This is a genomic window from Pseudomonas laurentiana (assembly GCF_014648275.1).
GTDB classification, from domain to species: Bacteria; Pseudomonadota; Gammaproteobacteria; order Pseudomonadales; family Pseudomonadaceae; genus Aquipseudomonas; species Aquipseudomonas laurentiana.
Genome location: NZ_BMQU01000002.1, coordinates 158,386 through 173,780, shown reverse-complemented (window position 1 = coordinate 173,780; position 15,395 = coordinate 158,386). Strand labels below are relative to the sequence as shown.

The window sequence follows — 15,395 nt, the reverse complement described above, 5'->3', positions numbered from 1 at the left end:
ACGCGATGAACGCTTCTCCAGCATCTTGTTCCTTCGCCGGGCCACCAGGTTCCAGTGCGCTGTTGTTCGCTGGCCTGGATGGCAGCGAGGGCCTGAGCCAATTGTTTGAATATGCCGTCAAGGCCCTGAGCCCCGGGGGGGAACTGAAGGCGGACGATTGGTTGGGACAGCCGCTTGCCGTCACGCTGGCCTATGAACGTGAAACGCCTGCACGTGTTCTGCATGGCCATATCTGTGGCTTTCGCCGTGTCGCGGACCAGGGCCAACTGCCGTGCTATGAGTTTCTCCTGCGTCCTTGGCTATGGTTTACGACCTGCGCCAGCAATTGCCGGATCTTTCAAAACAAGTCAGTGCTTGAAGTGCTCAAGGACGTGCTGGAGGCGTATCCGGGAGAAGTGGAATGGGCAGCCACTGAAAACTACCCGGCGTTGGAGTACTGCGTGCAGTTCGCAGAGCCCGATTTCGCGTTTGTCAGTCGTCTGATGGAGGAGGCCGGGCTTTACTATTTTTTCCGGCACACCGTCGAAGGGCACCGCCTGGTGATCACTGACGCCATGAGTGAGCACAAGCCGCTTGAAGGCAATCAGGTGTTTCAACTGGGTGCGGGAACACCTGATGATTTCGATCGTTTCTGCGAGTGGGTGCCGAAGCACGTGCTATGCAGCGGTCGGGTGAGTGCCGTTGATTTTGACTTCACCAAGGCAAACAGCCGTGAAGCGAGTGTACTCGCTGCCGAGGCGTCCATTGCCATGGCTCACGATCACGCCACCTATGAGCACTACCACTATCCTGGGCGCTTCAATGATGCCGCGGCGGGTGAGGCGGCGACCAAGGTCCAGGTCCAGGCACTGAATGCTGAACAGCACTGGGTCCATGCAACAGGCAGCGCGCCTTATCTGCTGCCGGGGGCCTGCTTCACCCTGGAGGGGCATCCGGAGCATAGCCAGAACACCCAGTACCTGATCGTGCGGGCCCATGTTCAGGCGACCTGCATGGCCTCGACCTATGGTGTCAGCGGCCCACATTTCAGCTGTCAGATCGTGGCCATCCGCAGCGATGCCCGCTACCGCGCCAAACGCGAGACCCCACGACCGAAGATTGCTGGCCCGCAGACTGCGTTCGTCGTCGGCAAGGCAGGTGAGCAACTGTGGGTCGATGAGTTCGGGCGGATCAAGGTGCAGTTTCACTGGGACCGTGGCGACCAGCGTAACGAGAATTGCTCATGCTGGGTGCGCGTCGCGCAACCCTTGGCCGGGCAGCGCTGGGGGGCGGTTTTCCTGCCGCGTATCGGTCAAGAGGTGGTCGTGGAATTTCTTGACGGCAATCCGGACCGTCCGCTGGTAACCGGCAGCCTCTATAACGGTGGCATGCGCCCACCTTACACGTTACCCGCGCAGGTCGCCCGCAGTGGGATCAAAAGCCAGTCGCTGGGTGCCGAGGATGTCTATAACGAATTGCGTTTCGAAGACAAGGACGGCGCCGAGCAGTTGCTGTTTCACGCGGGGCGCAACCAGGACATCACCGTACGTAACGATGCGTTTGAACGCATCGGTAATGACTTTCATCAGAAGGTGGGGGGCGATGCCTACCGCCAGGTGATGAAAGACGCACATGAGCACATTGAGGGTGAGCTTAACGGTCGGGTCGGCGCCGACTACTCCCTCGACGTCGGTGGCGAGCATATCAGCGAAGTGAAAGGCAGTTGTTCGCTGGACGTTGGCGCTGATCATCAGGTCAAGTTGGGCGGGGGCCAATCGCTGGACGTTGCAGCGGACAGCGATACCCGGGTTGGCGGCAAGTTCAAGCTGGGTGCCAGCAGTATCGACCTCAAGGGCAATCAGACGATCACCCTTGAAGCCGGTCAGACGCTCGTGCTGAAAGCTGGCGCCAGCACGCTGGAGTTAGGCCCCAAGGGCGTTGCAATCAATGGCGCGGTAGTGACCATCGACGGTAAAGGCAAGGTCGACATCAACGGCGGTGGGGAGAGCAGCTCGGCGTCTGCAGAGGCGCCGACACTTAAAAAACCCCAAAAAGCCAAAAAAGCCAAAGCCCCGAAGGACGCCGACGATGGCCGCGATTGATAGCGCCGTGTGCGTACGGCGCGCACTGCGCCATGGCGTACTGCTGATGGCCGTGGGCATGCTGCAGGGCTGCCAGGTGCTCAGTTGGTTTCAAGCGCCTTTGCCGCTCGACCCGCGAAAGCGCGTGGACATTGTCGCGGCGCTTGACGTCAACCCGAACCTCCATGGTCGCCCATCACCTATCGTCCTTACGCTCTACCAGTTGAGTGACGCCAGAACGTTCCTCAAGGCCGACTTGTCGCGCCTGGCCGATGGTGACGAGCCGCCGGTGGACGCTGCCTGGCTAGCGCGCGAGACGTTTCAGGTGAGCCCCGGTGAATGGCGAAAACACCTGTTCGTACCCCATCCGCAGACGCGGCTGGTGGGTGTCGTTGCGGAGTACCGCGACCTGGATAACGCCCAATGGCGCGCGGTAGACGTCTTTCAGGCCCAAAGCCCCGAGGCATTGAGGGTAAGCCTGGGGCGGGACGTGGTATCGATCCAGGCCATTCCACTACAAGAGGACTCAACCCATGTTCAGCAATGACAGCGTTGTCTGGTCGGAAGGCATGTTCCTCCAGCCGCAGCATTTCCAACAACAACAGCGCTACCTGCGAGGGCAACTGGTTCAGGGGCTGCAAGCGGTTCAGGCGAACGTCTGGGGGTTCACCGCCCTGAAGCTTGACCCGGCGCAACTGCTTCTGGGGCGAATCCATCTGCTCGAGTGTGCGGGTGTGCTACCGGACGGCACGCTGTTCAATCTGGATAGCCAGGCGCTGGCGCGCGCCAGCTTTGTGGTCCCGGAGGGGGCAAGAGGGCTGGACGTGGTGTTGGCCCTGCCCATGACCGGCGTTTCACACATCGACGTCGAGCGTGAGCCTGGCCCGGACAGCCTGTCGCGCTACCATCTGCTTGAGGCCAATGTACGGGACAACACGGCTGATGACGCGGCAGAGGCAACCGTGCAGCTCGCCCGACTCAACCTGCGACTGGCTCGTCGGCAGGACGTTGCCCAGTCACACGTGTACCTGGATGTTGCCCGAGTGCTCGAACGCAGTTCCGGTGGCCAACTCAGCCTTGATGAGACGTTTATCGCACCGGTCTTGAGCTGGCGTTCAGCGCCGCGCTTGGTGGCGTTTGTCGATGACTTCCTGGGCCGGGTCCGGCAGCGCGGTTACATGCTGGCGACCAACATGGGCGTGCCCGGGCTGGGTGGGATCGCAGAGGTCCACCATTTTCTGATGCTGCAGACCATCAACCGAGCCGAGACCCTACTTGCCCACCTGGCCAGCTACCCCGGCTTGCATCCCGAGGCCCTGTACCGCGAACTGGTCGCGCTGGCCGGTGAGTTGGCGATTTTCTCTGAAACCAGCAAGCGACCTAAATCCTATCCGGTGTACCGGCATGATCGGCTTGCGGACAGTTTCGATCCGGTCATGACCGACCTGGCCCATATCCTGAGCGCGCAGGCCGGAACCGATGTGGTGCCACTGGTCTTGAATGATCGTGAGCACGGCATTCGTTTTGCGGCCGTGCTGGACTCGAGCCTGTATGGTTCCGCCCGCTTTGTACTGGCAGTACGGGCCCAGGTGCCCGATGACGAGCTGCGCAAGGTGTTCCCGACCTGTCTGAAAATCGGGCCGACCGAACGTGTCGCCGATCTCGTCGACCTGCAGCTACCGGGGATCAACGTTTGTGTCCTGCCCGCCGCCCCGCGTGAACTGCCGTACTACGCCGGCTTTAGCTATTTCGAACTTCAAAGCGATAACCCGCTGTGGCAGGAACTCAGGAGCAGCGCAGGTTTCGGCCTCCACCTGGCCGGTGATTTTCCTGGCTTGCAGCTGGCCTTCTGGGCGATCAAGGAACCTCAATGAAACGTCGTTTTTGGACCCCACTTGCAACCGTCAAGGCGCGCTGGGGGGCACCTGCATTGCCAGCACCCACAGAGCAGCCGCTCGAAGCCTTGCCGCCGCTGAGTAGCGAAGGGCTCGGCCTGCACGCCAGCGACCTGCTTTATGAGGTCGTGCTGCTGCGCAGCCTCGAGCATGCGCCTGACCTTGATGATTTGCGGGCGCACCTCGTTACCCAGATGCGTACCTTCCACCGAAAGGCGGTGGATGACGGCGTGTCGATCAACATGGTCGAGCGCGCCCAATATGCGATTTGCACGTTGCTCGATGAAACCATTTCCAGCGCTGAATGGGGCCGGGGTGAGTGGTCGAAACACAGCCTGTTGATGATCTTCCATGGCCAGACGTCGGGTGGAGATGGCTTCTTTGGCTACCTCGATGCCGCAGAACTGAAACCCCAGGAGAACCTTCCGCTGCTGGAGGTGATGTACCTGTGCCTGGCGCTCGGCCTGGAAGGCCGCTACCGCATTCAGAGTGAAGGCCGTGCGGCACTTGCGATGCGCCGCAACCATCTGTTCGAAACGATTCGCATGCAGCGCGGCTACGTGCCCACGGTGCATCTGGAAGAACAGGTGCGCGCCTGGCCTATCGGCCGCTTCACACGTCGTCGTCGCGTTGTCTGGTGGGGGTGCGGGGCATTGTTGGTGTTGCTGGCGGCCGGCCTGGCCTATCACCTGGAAAGCCGCTCCTACCAAACCCTGGTTCGCCTGCAAGCGTTGGAACAGGCCCCGCTGAACAGCCTGGCACAGCAGTTGGCACTGGAGCTTTCCGCGGACGTTCGGGCAGGGCGCCTGTACCTGCTTGAAGACGGCCTTGGCGTGCGCATCACGATCAGCTCCTCCGGCTTGTTCGCTGCTGGTGGTAGCGAAGTGGCGTCCCTTTACCAGCCGGTGTTGAAGCGCATTGCCGCAGCGCTGGAACAGTGGCCGGTACACATCAATGTGATTGGCCACAGTGACGACACGCCAGTGGCGACGCACCTGGTTTCCAATCAGGCGTTGTCGCTGGCCCGCGCTGAGACGGTGCTTCGCGCACTGGTGGGCAATGACATTGACCCGCAGCGCTACACCGCCGAGGGGCGGGGCGAGCTGGAGCCATTGTTTGCCAACGACAGCCCGGATAACCGAGCGCGTAATCGCCGCGTGGAGATTTTCGCGTACCCCGCGGAAGGCTGACCGAGACGGTACTTCCCTACACCTTTTTACTTGCGGATGTTGCTGCCATGCTACTGCGCGCCTTGAAATACTTGCTGCGAGCCGCTCCGGCGCTGCTGGGCCTTGTCTGTGTGATGTATCTGGTCCTGATGCATGGCCAGCGCCTCGCCGTGGACGGTTACGTGCCCCTGGCCAGCGTGTGGGCGCGTCTGCTGCTGTGCATCGGGCTGGCCCTTGTAGCGCTGGTGCTGAGGTTGCGTTGGCGTCGGCGCGCAAAGGAGGTCGACCCTACGCCATCGTTGGACACCGCACCGGTCGATACCTGCTCGGAGCGCGAACGGGCGTTGCGTGAACGTCTGCATGCCTGGTTTCAGCGGGCCGGCGGCACGTTGCCGGGATTCTTTCTGGTTGGGCCGGCAGGGCTCGACAAGGGGCCGCTGCTTGGCCTGACCGGCAATGCCGATGAGGACCTGCGCTGCACCACAGTCAGCGGTTTTGCACTGTTCGATATCAACGGCAGCCTGGTGAATCAGGCGCAAGCCGAGCAGGCGAAGCTGTGGCGCCTGTTGCTCGATGAGCTCAAACAGGCAGCGGTTTGCGGCCGACTGCCACGAGGCATTGTACTGGTACTGCCAGCCGTACAGTTGCAGAAGGCGAGGGCTGCCGAACGCGATCAGTTGGCCCTGATACTCCGTGCGCGCCTTGAAGAGCTGGCCAGCCGCTTTGGTCACGCGCTGCCGGTGCAAATCATTATGAGTGGCTGCGAGCAGTTGCCTGGATACACTGAGTCGCTGGCATGGCTGGCGGCAGACCAGCGCGAACTGAGCCTTGAGTTTCCGCCGGCACTGCGCAACCGGGAACTGCTCGCGACCCTCGGCCAGCGTATGAGGGGCCTGATCGCCGAACTGGACAGCAGTGAACTTGAGCGCCTTCAGCGCGAGCCGGATGTTCAGGTGCGTTCCATGCTGTTCGGCTTTACGCCCATGTGGCGCGCCCTGTCCATCAGTTTGCAGACGGTTCTGGAAACGGCCCTGGCGCAGGAGCGTGGCATTGCCCAAGTGGCCTTGCAGTCTGTGCGCTTCAGCGCCCAACCGGCCACGGTCGAATCGCCAGCCCCGGTCTTGTTGCGGGCCTTGCACACCTGCCGGCGGCCGGGTCGGCTGCGCACGCCAATGCGCCTGGCGTTGGCCTGGTGCAGGCCGCGTGCGCACTACCTGGTCCCGGCGTTTAGCCTGATGATCGGCGTGCTGTTACTCAGCATGCACCGCGATCAGACCCGCCGCCTGGAATACGTCGATCAACAGATTGCGGCATTGCAGCAGGCGTCGAGCCAAGCGAGCACGACGGTACTGGATGGCAGTTCGTTGCGGCATCTTGATCGGTTGGCCCATATTGCCCGAATGCTCGACCGAGGCTGGCTGCCCTGGACGACCGGTCGGCACCTGCAGCAGCATGCTGCACAGGCCTATGCCAAAGCCCTCGAGCAGCGGGTACTGGTCGACCTGCTGCACCGGTTACAGGACAGCCTGCGGAGTGCTCAAACCCTCAGCGAAGCAGCGTTGCGCCAGAGCCTGTCGCTGTACCTGATGCTCGGCGGTGAAGGGCGCTTTGATGCGCAAGCGCTGGGCGAATGGTATGCCAATGCGTCTCGCACCGGGGTCGGCCTGAACGAACCGCAACGTCAGCAGTTGGATGAGCATCTGCAGCCGTTGTTCAAGCGCCTGGCGCAGTCCGCGCCCCTGCCGCTGGACCCGGCGCTCATCGAACAGGCGCGTAACCAGTTGGCGGCCGAGCCTGTGGCTCAGCGCTTGTACCGGCAGCTGCTTGAGCGACTGGATGAGCGCACGCTGCGCGAATTCAGCATCGCCTCTGTACTGGGCGCAGGCGGCTTGCTGCTGTTCACCAAACGCAGCGGCGAGTCCCAAACACGCGGGGTGCCTGGGTTGTACACCGTGGAAGGGCATCGGCGGTTCAGCACGCTGATTGAACCATTGCTGGCCGTTGAGCTGGTTCAGGAGCGGCGGCTGATGGGGCAGGCTGACGTGCTGGCGATCAAGCCGATCAAGGACGAGGTGCTCGCCCTCTACCATCAGGCCTACATCGAGCAGTGGGAGGCGTTTTTCGACGACTTGCAGATCGCCGGCCTGGACCAGACAGAGCATTTGCCCCGCAGGCTGCTGCACGTGGCACAAGCCGACTCGCCGCTGCTGGAACTGTTGCGCGGTGCGGCGCGGCATACACAGCTGTCGTCCTTGCTGCCGTCACAAGGCTTGCTGGAGCTCGCCGTACAGAAAGGCGAGCAGGTACAGCAGCGTGTCGGGCTGACGCCGCCCACTCCCGCACTTGCGCCACCCGTCCACCCGGTGACTCAACATTTCAAGCCCCTGCATCAATGGCTGACGGCAGCCGCACCGGCCAGCACTTCCGAACAATTGCTGAGTGCCTTGAAGGACACCGCCTTGTTCATTGATGCCAGCCAGCGTGGCGCCCGCCAGGGCCTACCGATTGACGCCACGGATGCCTTGCAACGGCTGAGGGAGGAGGTCGAGCAACTCCCCTTGCTGGTACAGCCCGTGCTGCTGGACGTGGTCGAGGTCGGGCAGCAACACGTGCAACAACAGACCCGGCATGTTCTTGAGCACTCATGGGCCAGTGAGGTTTCCCCGTTTTGTGAGCGGGCGTTGAGCGGCCGTTACCCGTTCGACGGTGATGCGGACACCCAGGTAGCGCTGGAGGACTTCAATCGGCTGTTTGCCGCTGACGGCGTGCTGCAACGTTTTATGGACCAGCACCTGGACGGCCAACTGGATACCCACTCACGCCCCTGGCGCTTGAGCGAGGGTGCCTCGCTGGGCCGCATCAGCGCACCGCTGCTAGCCTCCCTGGAGCACGCCAGCCAGTTGCGCAACAGCTTTTTTCCGAACGGCCAGCCCCAGGCACAGGTGACCTACGAACTCAGCCCACTGCTGATGAGCGAGCGCATCGCCAGTTTCTCCCTGGACTACGACGGTACGCGGTTGAACTACAGCCACGGGCCGTTGGGTTCGGCGCTATTCGAATGGCCGGGCAAAGCCCTGGGCAGCGAAATTCGGGCCACCGTGACGCTGCTCGATGGCCGCACCCTGATCCGCAAGAGCACAGGGCCCTGGGCCTGGTTTCGCCTGATCGACCAGGCGCGGCAAATGCCTACCCAAGATCCTGAAACACGCCAGTTGGTATTTGATTTCGAAGGAAACGAAGTGCACGTGCAGGTGCGCGTTAGTCGGGTGGGTGCGCCGTTTGATAGTCAGGGGATGAGGCGGTTTGATTGTGCGGTTGTTGAAACGGTGGTCGAGTCGATAAAAGTCTGATCTCTGGTGAGAGAGGCAGGCTCTTATATTTAAGGAATACTCAATAATTTTTTATTGAGGTGGTGTGTTTGTGAAAGTTAATTTGTAATTGTATAGGTATGGTGGGTTTATGATCAGAAATGCGCTAGTGGATGCATATGCACATGTAAAGTTGTGGAATGAGGGGCGGTGGGGGCATGGGAAAATAAAGACGGTTCTTGCATATCCCTATAAGGGGTTGGAACATCGTTACTTGTCAAAACATTACGACCCTAAGAAAACCATGGATCTTTACTCGTTAAATGAGTGCCCTAAAAATTTTCTGGCTGACATGACGTTGAATGACCGGCTTGATATTATTAGTCATGGGAATGAACAGAATGGGCTTGCTGAGATTTCTTGTGCTGATTTATTCAGGAAGCTGCATGAGTACGGCCTGCGTGAAGTCGGTGTGATTAAGTTTCAGTCCTGCCATGTTGGTAAAGGGCCTTGGTTGAAACGTACACAAGATACCTTGGATGTCTTTGGTATTCGCTATGCTTGGTTGGCTGCGCCAACAGGAGCGCTGCTTTATAGTTTTGGATTCAAGACAATTGTAGGTGGTAGTAACGATGGAAAGCTAAAAATTGTGCGCGGATCGATCAATAAAAATTTTCCTGGTACGCGTTATAGCTAGTGATTTTAAATAAATGTTGCGAAGTGAGTGTGCGCAATTGTGCTTAATTAAATGCTGTGCAAGTAGTTGAGTGATCTCCGAATGCGTCAGATGGAACTGAGTGTTTGTGAATTGTGTTTTTAAAGGAGTCCGGATAGGCATTTTCGTGATGTGATATCACCTAAAGCACGCCAGTTTGTGTTTGATTTTAAGGGTGCGTATTGCTTGGGTATGGCACTGTTGTACGACTTCTTGTCCGATGTCGGATGAATGAGATCGGAGATGAGTAGGTCTGTATAGAAGTGGCGAACTAAAAACAACTATATATTTGCAAGATTTCGATCGGCTGTTAAGTGAGAAAGGGGTATTTGTTTTGAATAGACTACAAAGCAGGCGAGGAGCGTTAGGTGCGGATCTCTATCGATCGGATTCAACAGGCAGAATCGCAATCCCTCTATCTGAGTTATCTCCACTCAGAATGGTAAAACAAGAAGCTTTAGAGGACATGCTTCAGAATAAAAATCGTAAATTTATGAATCTTACGGCCGTAAGAGATCAGTACCGTATTACCATAATAAATGGAAGGCTTTACTATAAAGGTTTTCCGCTGACAACAAGGGAAGATGGTAGATTTAAGTTTATACAAGATCAAAGTGGTGATATGTTTGGCGTGGAGACAAGTGATGATCCAGATGGAATCAAGCATTCATCGCTACTGGGGAAATCTTGGCCAATATCCGCAGGAACAATTGTTGCTACAAATGGCGTTGTGCAGGTGCTATCAGGTTCGTCTGGACATTTTCAGCCAAGCATAAATCACTTGACTTATACCGAAAACTACCTAAGACAGAATGATGTCTTGGTTTTACAGTTCTTGCCATTCTGGACGAGTGAAAATAAAGCTCGTCGGGTAAAAAGAGATGTAGCATCCTATGTGAAAAAATATATGAGCTCATAGATTTTAAACGCCTCCATTCTTGTGGGTAGTTCTGAGTAATCTTGGATTGATGTTGCGCCAAGGCACGGAGGTTGATGCGACGAAGGACAAGGACGGTAAACGAGATCCCGAAATGTACCAAACCTGGCTTGCCGAGGCTGTTTGACCGGCCCAAGTACCGACAGCGCCACATTATCGAGCGCTTGTTTGGCTGGCTGAAAGAGAACCGCCGGATCGTGACGCGCTTTGACAAACTCGCGAAAAGTTACGCCACCATGGTTTCGTTGGCTTGTTCCATGCGGTGTCTGCGACATCTCTTTTTGTATAGAGCCTAAAAAGCGAGGCGTGAAACGATCATTTTTAGCGCCTGGTTGAAATCGCCAAAGCCGACAACCCATAACCTTGCGTGGTTTCGCGCTGCGCAAGGTGCCTGGTCGCCCCCTTGACGTAGGTCCTCGTCAACTCGACCGTTTCTGTCTGCCCCATGTCGCCACTGGCCCCGATGGCTCAGCATTGCCACCCGAAGGGCCAGGGCTGCCCCCCTGGATAGCGTTTTCGTTTCGGATCCTTCCTACAGGTTTGCGTGGTGATAGTGCTTCCTGCTAGTCTTGCAAATGTAAACCATTCGCAACAAAGGATGGTCAGCAACGTTTACAGGGAGCGGGGCGCGTCATGAAATTGGGGTTTAGTGCAGGGAAACTCGGTGCGGGTGCATTCTCGTCACAGTGGCTAGGGCTGGGGGCTGTGACGGCGTTGAGCTCGCTGTTGCCGATGGAGGGGGCTTACGCACAGAACGCAGCCGATACCGGTTCCGGGACGTATGTCGAGTTGGCGCCTTCGGCAGTGGAGGCCAAGGCCGTGGAAGACACCGGTTATGTCGCCACTCAAGCGCAGGGCATCACCAAGAGCAACGTGCCGCTGATCGAAAACCCGCAGTCGGTTACGGTGGTCACGCGCAAGCAGATGAATGCACAGAATGCACAAAACCTCAGCGAAGCCCTGCGTTACACCGCAGGGGTAAACGCCGAGCCGTTCGGTGCCGATAACCGCAACGACTATATCTACATCCGTGGTTTCGACCAGTCCAACGATGGCCTGTTTCTCGATGGCTTGAACCTGCTGAACCGTAACTATGGCATGTGGCGTGTCGACCCTTACAGCCTTGAACGTGTTGAAGTGGTGCGTGGCCCCAGCTCCGTGCTGTTTGGTCAAAGTTCGCCGGGCGGTCTGGTCAACCAGGTCAGCAAGCGTCCGACCGAGGCGCCCATCCGCGAGATCCGGGCCGAGTACGGCAGCTACGACAAGAAAGTCGGTGCGTTCGACATCGGCGGCAAGCTGGATGACGAGGGCCGGTTCCTGGGGCGTCTGACTGCGCAGATAAAGGACGGCTCCACGCAGATCGATCATGTGGACGAAGAGAGCTGGTTCATTGCCCCGGCGCTGACCTGGAATATCGACGACAACACTTCGCTGACGGTCCTCGCTCAGGTCCAGCACGAGCGCCTGGGGTCGGTGTTCCAGTATCTGCCCTACCAGGGCACGGTCAAATCCAACCCGTTGGGGCGTTACGACAGCGACCTGTTCGCTGGCGAGCCGGACTTCGACCACTTCGATCGCGATCAGGAAAGCATCGGTTACGCCTTCGATCATGTGTTCAATGATGTCTGGAGCTTCAAGCAGAATTTCCGCTACCGCCATTTGTCCCTGGACTACAAGTCCATTTACGGCCTGGGCTATTACAACCCGGCACCAACGGCAGACTTGGCGCCCGGCGACTTTGCCCAGGGTTACCGTGGTGCGTTGACTTCCAAGACCACGGTCACCGGCTGGGCACTGGACAACCAGGTCCATGCGAATTTCAACACCGGCCCTGTCGAGCACAACGTTACAATGGGCGGTGACCTGCAGTACACCACCTACGACATCTTCAACCAGGGCAGCCCGGGCGGTGATCCGAAGCCTTTCAATTTCTATGACCCCGTCTATGGCAAGTGGACACCGAGCGACCTGGCGACCTCCAACGACGTGGTCAGCAAGGTGCGCCAGTTGGGTATCTACACCCAGGATCATTTCAAGGTAGACAAGTTTGCCTTTACCTTGAGCGGCCGGGTTGACTGGGCGCGCGTGAACCAGGACAGCGAAGGCGGTACCGGTGCCTACGCGACCGCGAGCAACGCAGCGGGTACCCATCAGCGCAACGACCGCAAGGCAACCTACCGTGCGGGCGTTGTGTATCTGGCTGATAACGGTCTGGCGCCTTACTACAGCTATTCCCAATCATTTGCACCCAACGTGGGCCTGACCACCGACCTCATGAAGCCGACCACGGGCGAGCAACATGAGCTGGGTATCAAGTACCAGCCCAAGGGCTCCAACAGCTCGGTGACGCTGTCGTTGTTCGACGTGCGCAAGAAGGACGTTCCGACCCCCGATCCAACTGACCCGAGCGGCCAGCGGCAGGTCCAGATTGGTGAGGTCCAGTCTCGCGGCGTCGAGCTGGAAGCCCTTGCCAGCATCACCGAATCGTTCAACGTGATTACCAGCCTGACCTACAACAAGGTCGAGATCACCAAGGACACCAACGTTGAAGGCAACCGGCCGTACAACGTGCCGGAGAAAATGGCCTCGGTCTGGGCGGATTACACTTTCAGGAACGGCGATATCAAAGGCCTGGGCTTTGGTGCGGGCGTGCGCTATGTCGGCTCCAGCTATGGCGACGACGCCAACAAGCTGGATATTCCGGCCTATGCCCTGGTGGACGCCATGGTGCATTACGACCTGGAAAACTGGCGTTTGCAGTTGAACGCCAAGAACCTGCTCGACAACAACTATGCCACCTGCCAAGGCACCGAGTTCCGCTGCAACTACGGTTACCCGCGCATGCTCTCCACCTCTGTGTCCTACAACTGGTAAGCGTCTGCAGCCGTCTTCGCCCCCACAATCGTCGCTTGCCACCCATGTGGGCAACGATCCGGCGAGGGGACGACAGGCACGCTCAAGTCCCTGGCTCATCCGGCTCGGGACGTCCAGCAAGCTGATCTACTGCTGGTCAGCCATTGCTGAAAGCACAAGACTTCCCGCTGAAAAACCGGATAATGGCGACCACTTTATTTGCTCGTTATTCTGGTAATCCCGCATGGAAATCAAGGTCAACTTTCTCGACAATCTTCGGCTTGAAGCCAAGTTTGATGACTTCACCGTGGTGGCAGATCAGCCGATTCGCTATAAGGGCGACGGGTCGGCACCGGGTCCGTTCGATTACTTTCTGGCTTCATCGGCGTTGTGTGCGGCTTATTTTGTGAAGGTGTATTGCAATACACGCAATATCCCCACTGAAAACATCCGCCTGTCGCAGAACAATATTGTTGACCCGGAAGACCGCTATAACCAGATTTTCAAGATCCAGGTCGAGTTGCCAGCCGATATCTCCGAAAAAGACCGTCAGGGCATTTTGCGCTCGATTGACCGTTGCACGGTGAAGAAGGTAGTGCAAACGGGGCCTGAGTTTGTGATTGAAGAGGTCGATAACCTGGATGCCGACGCTCAGGCGTTGCTGATGCTGAATTCGGGTTCAGACACAAGCACTTATATTGCTGGCAAGGACCTGCCGCTGGAGCAAACCATCGCCAACATGTCAGGCATTTTGGCCGACTTGGGCATGAAGATTGAAATTGCCTCGTGGCGTAATATCGTTCCCAATGTGTGGTCGCTGCATATTCGCGATGCGCAGTCGCCCATGTGCTTTACCAATGGCAAGGGCGCGACCAAAGAAGGTGCATTGGCGTCGGCGTTGGGTGAATTCATCGAGCGGCTCAATTGCAACTTCTTCTACAACGATCAGTTTTGGGGTGAGGACATCGCCAATGCGCCGTTTGTGCATTACCCGAACGAGCGTTGGTTCAAGCCTGGCCGTAAAGATGCGTTGCCAGTGGGCATTCTCGACGAGTACTGCCTGCAGGTTTACAACCCCGAAGGCGAGTTGCGTGGCTCACACTTGTACGATACCAACTCCGGTAATGTAGAGCGTGGCATCTGTTCGCTGCCCTATGTTCGCCAGTCCGATGGCGAAGTGGTGTATTTTCCGTCCAACCTGGTCGAAAACCTGTTCCTCAGCAACGGCATGAGTGCCGGTAATACGCTGGCCGAGGCGCAGGTGCAATGCCTGTCGGAAATCTTCGAGCGCGCGGTAAAACGCGAAATTCTGGAAGGTGAAATCGCACTGCCTGATGTGCCGGACGAGGTGCTGGCAAAATACCCAGGCATTCTGGCCGGTATCCAGGGGCTGGAAGAGCAGGGCTTTCCGGTGCTGGTAAAAGATGCCTCGCTGGGTGGACAGTTCCCAGTGATGTGCGTGACCTTGATGAACCCGCGCACGGGTGGCGTCTTCGCTTCGTTCGGCGCGCATCCAAGCCTTGAGGTGGCGTTGGAACGCAGCCTTACGGAGCTGCTGCAGGGCCGCAGTTTTGAAGGCCTGAACGATTTGCCTCAACCCACCTTCGAAAGTAATGCGGTGACTGAGCCGAATAACTTTGTTGAGCACTTCATCGATTCCAGCGGCGTGGTGTCGTGGCGCTTTTTCAGTGCCAAAGCTGATTTCGAGTTTGTTGAGTGGGATTTTTCGAGCCAGGGTGAAAACGCCAATGCCGATGAAGCCGCGACGTTGTTCGGCATTCTCGAGGACATGGGCAAAGAAGTGTACATGGCAACCTATGAGCATTTAGGTGCCACCGCCTGCCGTATTCTGGTACCGGATTATTCGGAAATTTATCCCGTGGAGGACTTGATCTGGGACAACACCAACAAGGCCCTGTTCTTCCGTGCCGATATCCTGAACATTCATCGTCTGGATGAAGCAGGCCTGGAGGCCCTGGTCGAGCGTTTGGAAGACAGTGAGCTCGATGATTACACCGACATAACCACATTGATCGGCATTGAGTTTGACGACAATACGGCGTGGGGTCAGTTAACGATTCTCGAATTGAAGTTACTGATTTATCTCGCTTTGCAGCGGTTCGAGGAAACGAAAGAGCTGGTGGAAGCGTTCCTGCAGTACAACGACAACACCGTCGAGCGCGGGTTGTTTTACCAGGCCTTGAATGTGGTGCTGGAGGTGCTGCTGGATGACGAGCTGGAACTGGACGATTACGAGGTCAATTTCCGCCGGATGTTTGGCAACCCGCGTATGGACGCAGTGCTGGGCTCAGTGGACGGTAGCGTACGCTTCTTCGGTTTAACGCCGACGAGCATGAAACTGGAGGGCCTCGATAGGCACCTGCGGCTCATCGAGAGCTACAAAAAGCTGCACATGGCACGGGCCAATGCCGTGGCTGCATCCCTTTAGCCGGCTAAC

Annotated in this window: 9 protein-coding genes and 1 pseudogene; all 10 read left to right on the top strand. The window is 57.9% G+C overall.

Going from position 1 to position 15,395, the window contains the following annotated elements:
- Nucleotides 1–5: 5 nt before the first annotated feature.
- Nucleotides 6–2,081 carry a type VI secretion system Vgr family protein gene (locus IE038_RS02695; protein WP_189395078.1) on the top strand — a complete coding sequence of 692 codons (2,076 nt, stop codon included), beginning with the start codon at nt 6–8 and terminating at the stop codon, nt 2,079–2,081.
- A complete protein-coding gene (gene tssJ, locus IE038_RS02690) occupies nt 2,068–2,607 on the top strand; it encodes a type VI secretion system lipoprotein TssJ (RefSeq protein ID WP_189395077.1) in 540 nt (179 codons plus the stop codon). Before IE038_RS02695 ends, tssJ begins: the two co-directional genes overlap by 14 nt.
- Nucleotides 2,594–3,934 (top strand): type VI secretion system baseplate subunit TssK, encoded by a 1,341-nt coding sequence (gene tssK / locus IE038_RS02685; protein WP_189395076.1) that lies wholly within the window; start codon nt 2,594–2,596, stop codon nt 3,932–3,934. Before tssJ ends, tssK begins: the two co-directional genes overlap by 14 nt.
- Complete coding sequence (gene icmH / locus IE038_RS02680) at nt 3,931–5,145, top strand: type IVB secretion system protein IcmH/DotU (RefSeq protein ID WP_163932987.1); 1,215 nt, start codon at nt 3,931–3,933, stop codon at nt 5,143–5,145. Before tssK ends, icmH begins: the two co-directional genes overlap by 4 nt.
- A 47-nt stretch (nt 5,146–5,192) precedes the next feature.
- Complete coding sequence (gene tssM, locus IE038_RS02675; RefSeq protein ID WP_189395075.1) at nt 5,193–8,474, top strand: type VI secretion system membrane subunit TssM; 3,282 nt, start codon at nt 5,193–5,195, stop codon at nt 8,472–8,474.
- A 109-nt stretch (nt 8,475–8,583) separates the two neighbouring features.
- The gene (locus tag IE038_RS02670; RefSeq protein WP_189395074.1) at nt 8,584–9,129 is read left to right on the top strand and encodes a hypothetical protein; all 546 of its coding nucleotides are present in this window, start codon (nt 8,584–8,586) and stop codon (nt 9,127–9,129) included.
- 352 nt (nt 9,130–9,481) lie between these two features.
- Nucleotides 9,482–10,066 (top strand): IQM protein middle domain-containing protein, encoded by a 585-nt coding sequence (locus IE038_RS02665; protein ID WP_189395073.1) that lies wholly within the window; start codon nt 9,482–9,484, stop codon nt 10,064–10,066.
- A 119-nt stretch (nt 10,067–10,185) separates the two neighbouring features.
- A pseudogene (locus tag IE038_RS02660) lies at nt 10,186–10,380 on the top strand (transposase); the annotation flags it as partial.
- Between the two features lie 337 nt (nt 10,381–10,717).
- Entirely contained in the window at nt 10,718–12,958 is a 2,241-nt protein-coding gene (locus tag IE038_RS02655) for a TonB-dependent siderophore receptor (RefSeq protein ID WP_189395072.1), read from the top strand.
- A gap of 223 nt (nt 12,959–13,181) precedes the next feature.
- On the top strand, nt 13,182–15,386 hold the full coding sequence (locus tag IE038_RS02650; protein WP_189395071.1) for an OsmC domain/YcaO domain-containing protein: 2,205 nt from the start codon (nt 13,182–13,184) through the stop codon (nt 15,384–15,386).
- Nucleotides 15,387–15,395: the final 9 nt, after the last annotated feature.

Excerpts from the sequence above, each read along its gene's own strand:
- tssJ (WP_189395077.1), top strand. The coding sequence starts at position 2,068 with ATGGCCGCGATTGATAGCGCCGTGTGCGTACGGCGCGCACTGCGCCAT.
- icmH (WP_163932987.1), top strand. The coding sequence starts at position 3,931 with ATGAAACGTCGTTTTTGGACCCCACTTGCAACCGTCAAGGCGCGCTGG.
- IE038_RS02655 (WP_189395072.1), top strand. The coding sequence starts at position 10,718 with ATGAAATTGGGGTTTAGTGCAGGGAAACTCGGTGCGGGTGCATTCTCG.
- IE038_RS02695 (WP_189395078.1), top strand. The coding sequence starts at position 6 with ATGAACGCTTCTCCAGCATCTTGTTCCTTCGCCGGGCCACCAGGTTCC.
- tssK (WP_189395076.1), top strand. The coding sequence starts at position 2,594 with ATGTTCAGCAATGACAGCGTTGTCTGGTCGGAAGGCATGTTCCTCCAG.
- IE038_RS02650 (WP_189395071.1), top strand. The coding sequence starts at position 13,182 with ATGGAAATCAAGGTCAACTTTCTCGACAATCTTCGGCTTGAAGCCAAG.
- IE038_RS02670 (WP_189395074.1), top strand. The coding sequence starts at position 8,584 with ATGATCAGAAATGCGCTAGTGGATGCATATGCACATGTAAAGTTGTGG.
- tssM (WP_189395075.1), top strand. The coding sequence starts at position 5,193 with ATGCTACTGCGCGCCTTGAAATACTTGCTGCGAGCCGCTCCGGCGCTG.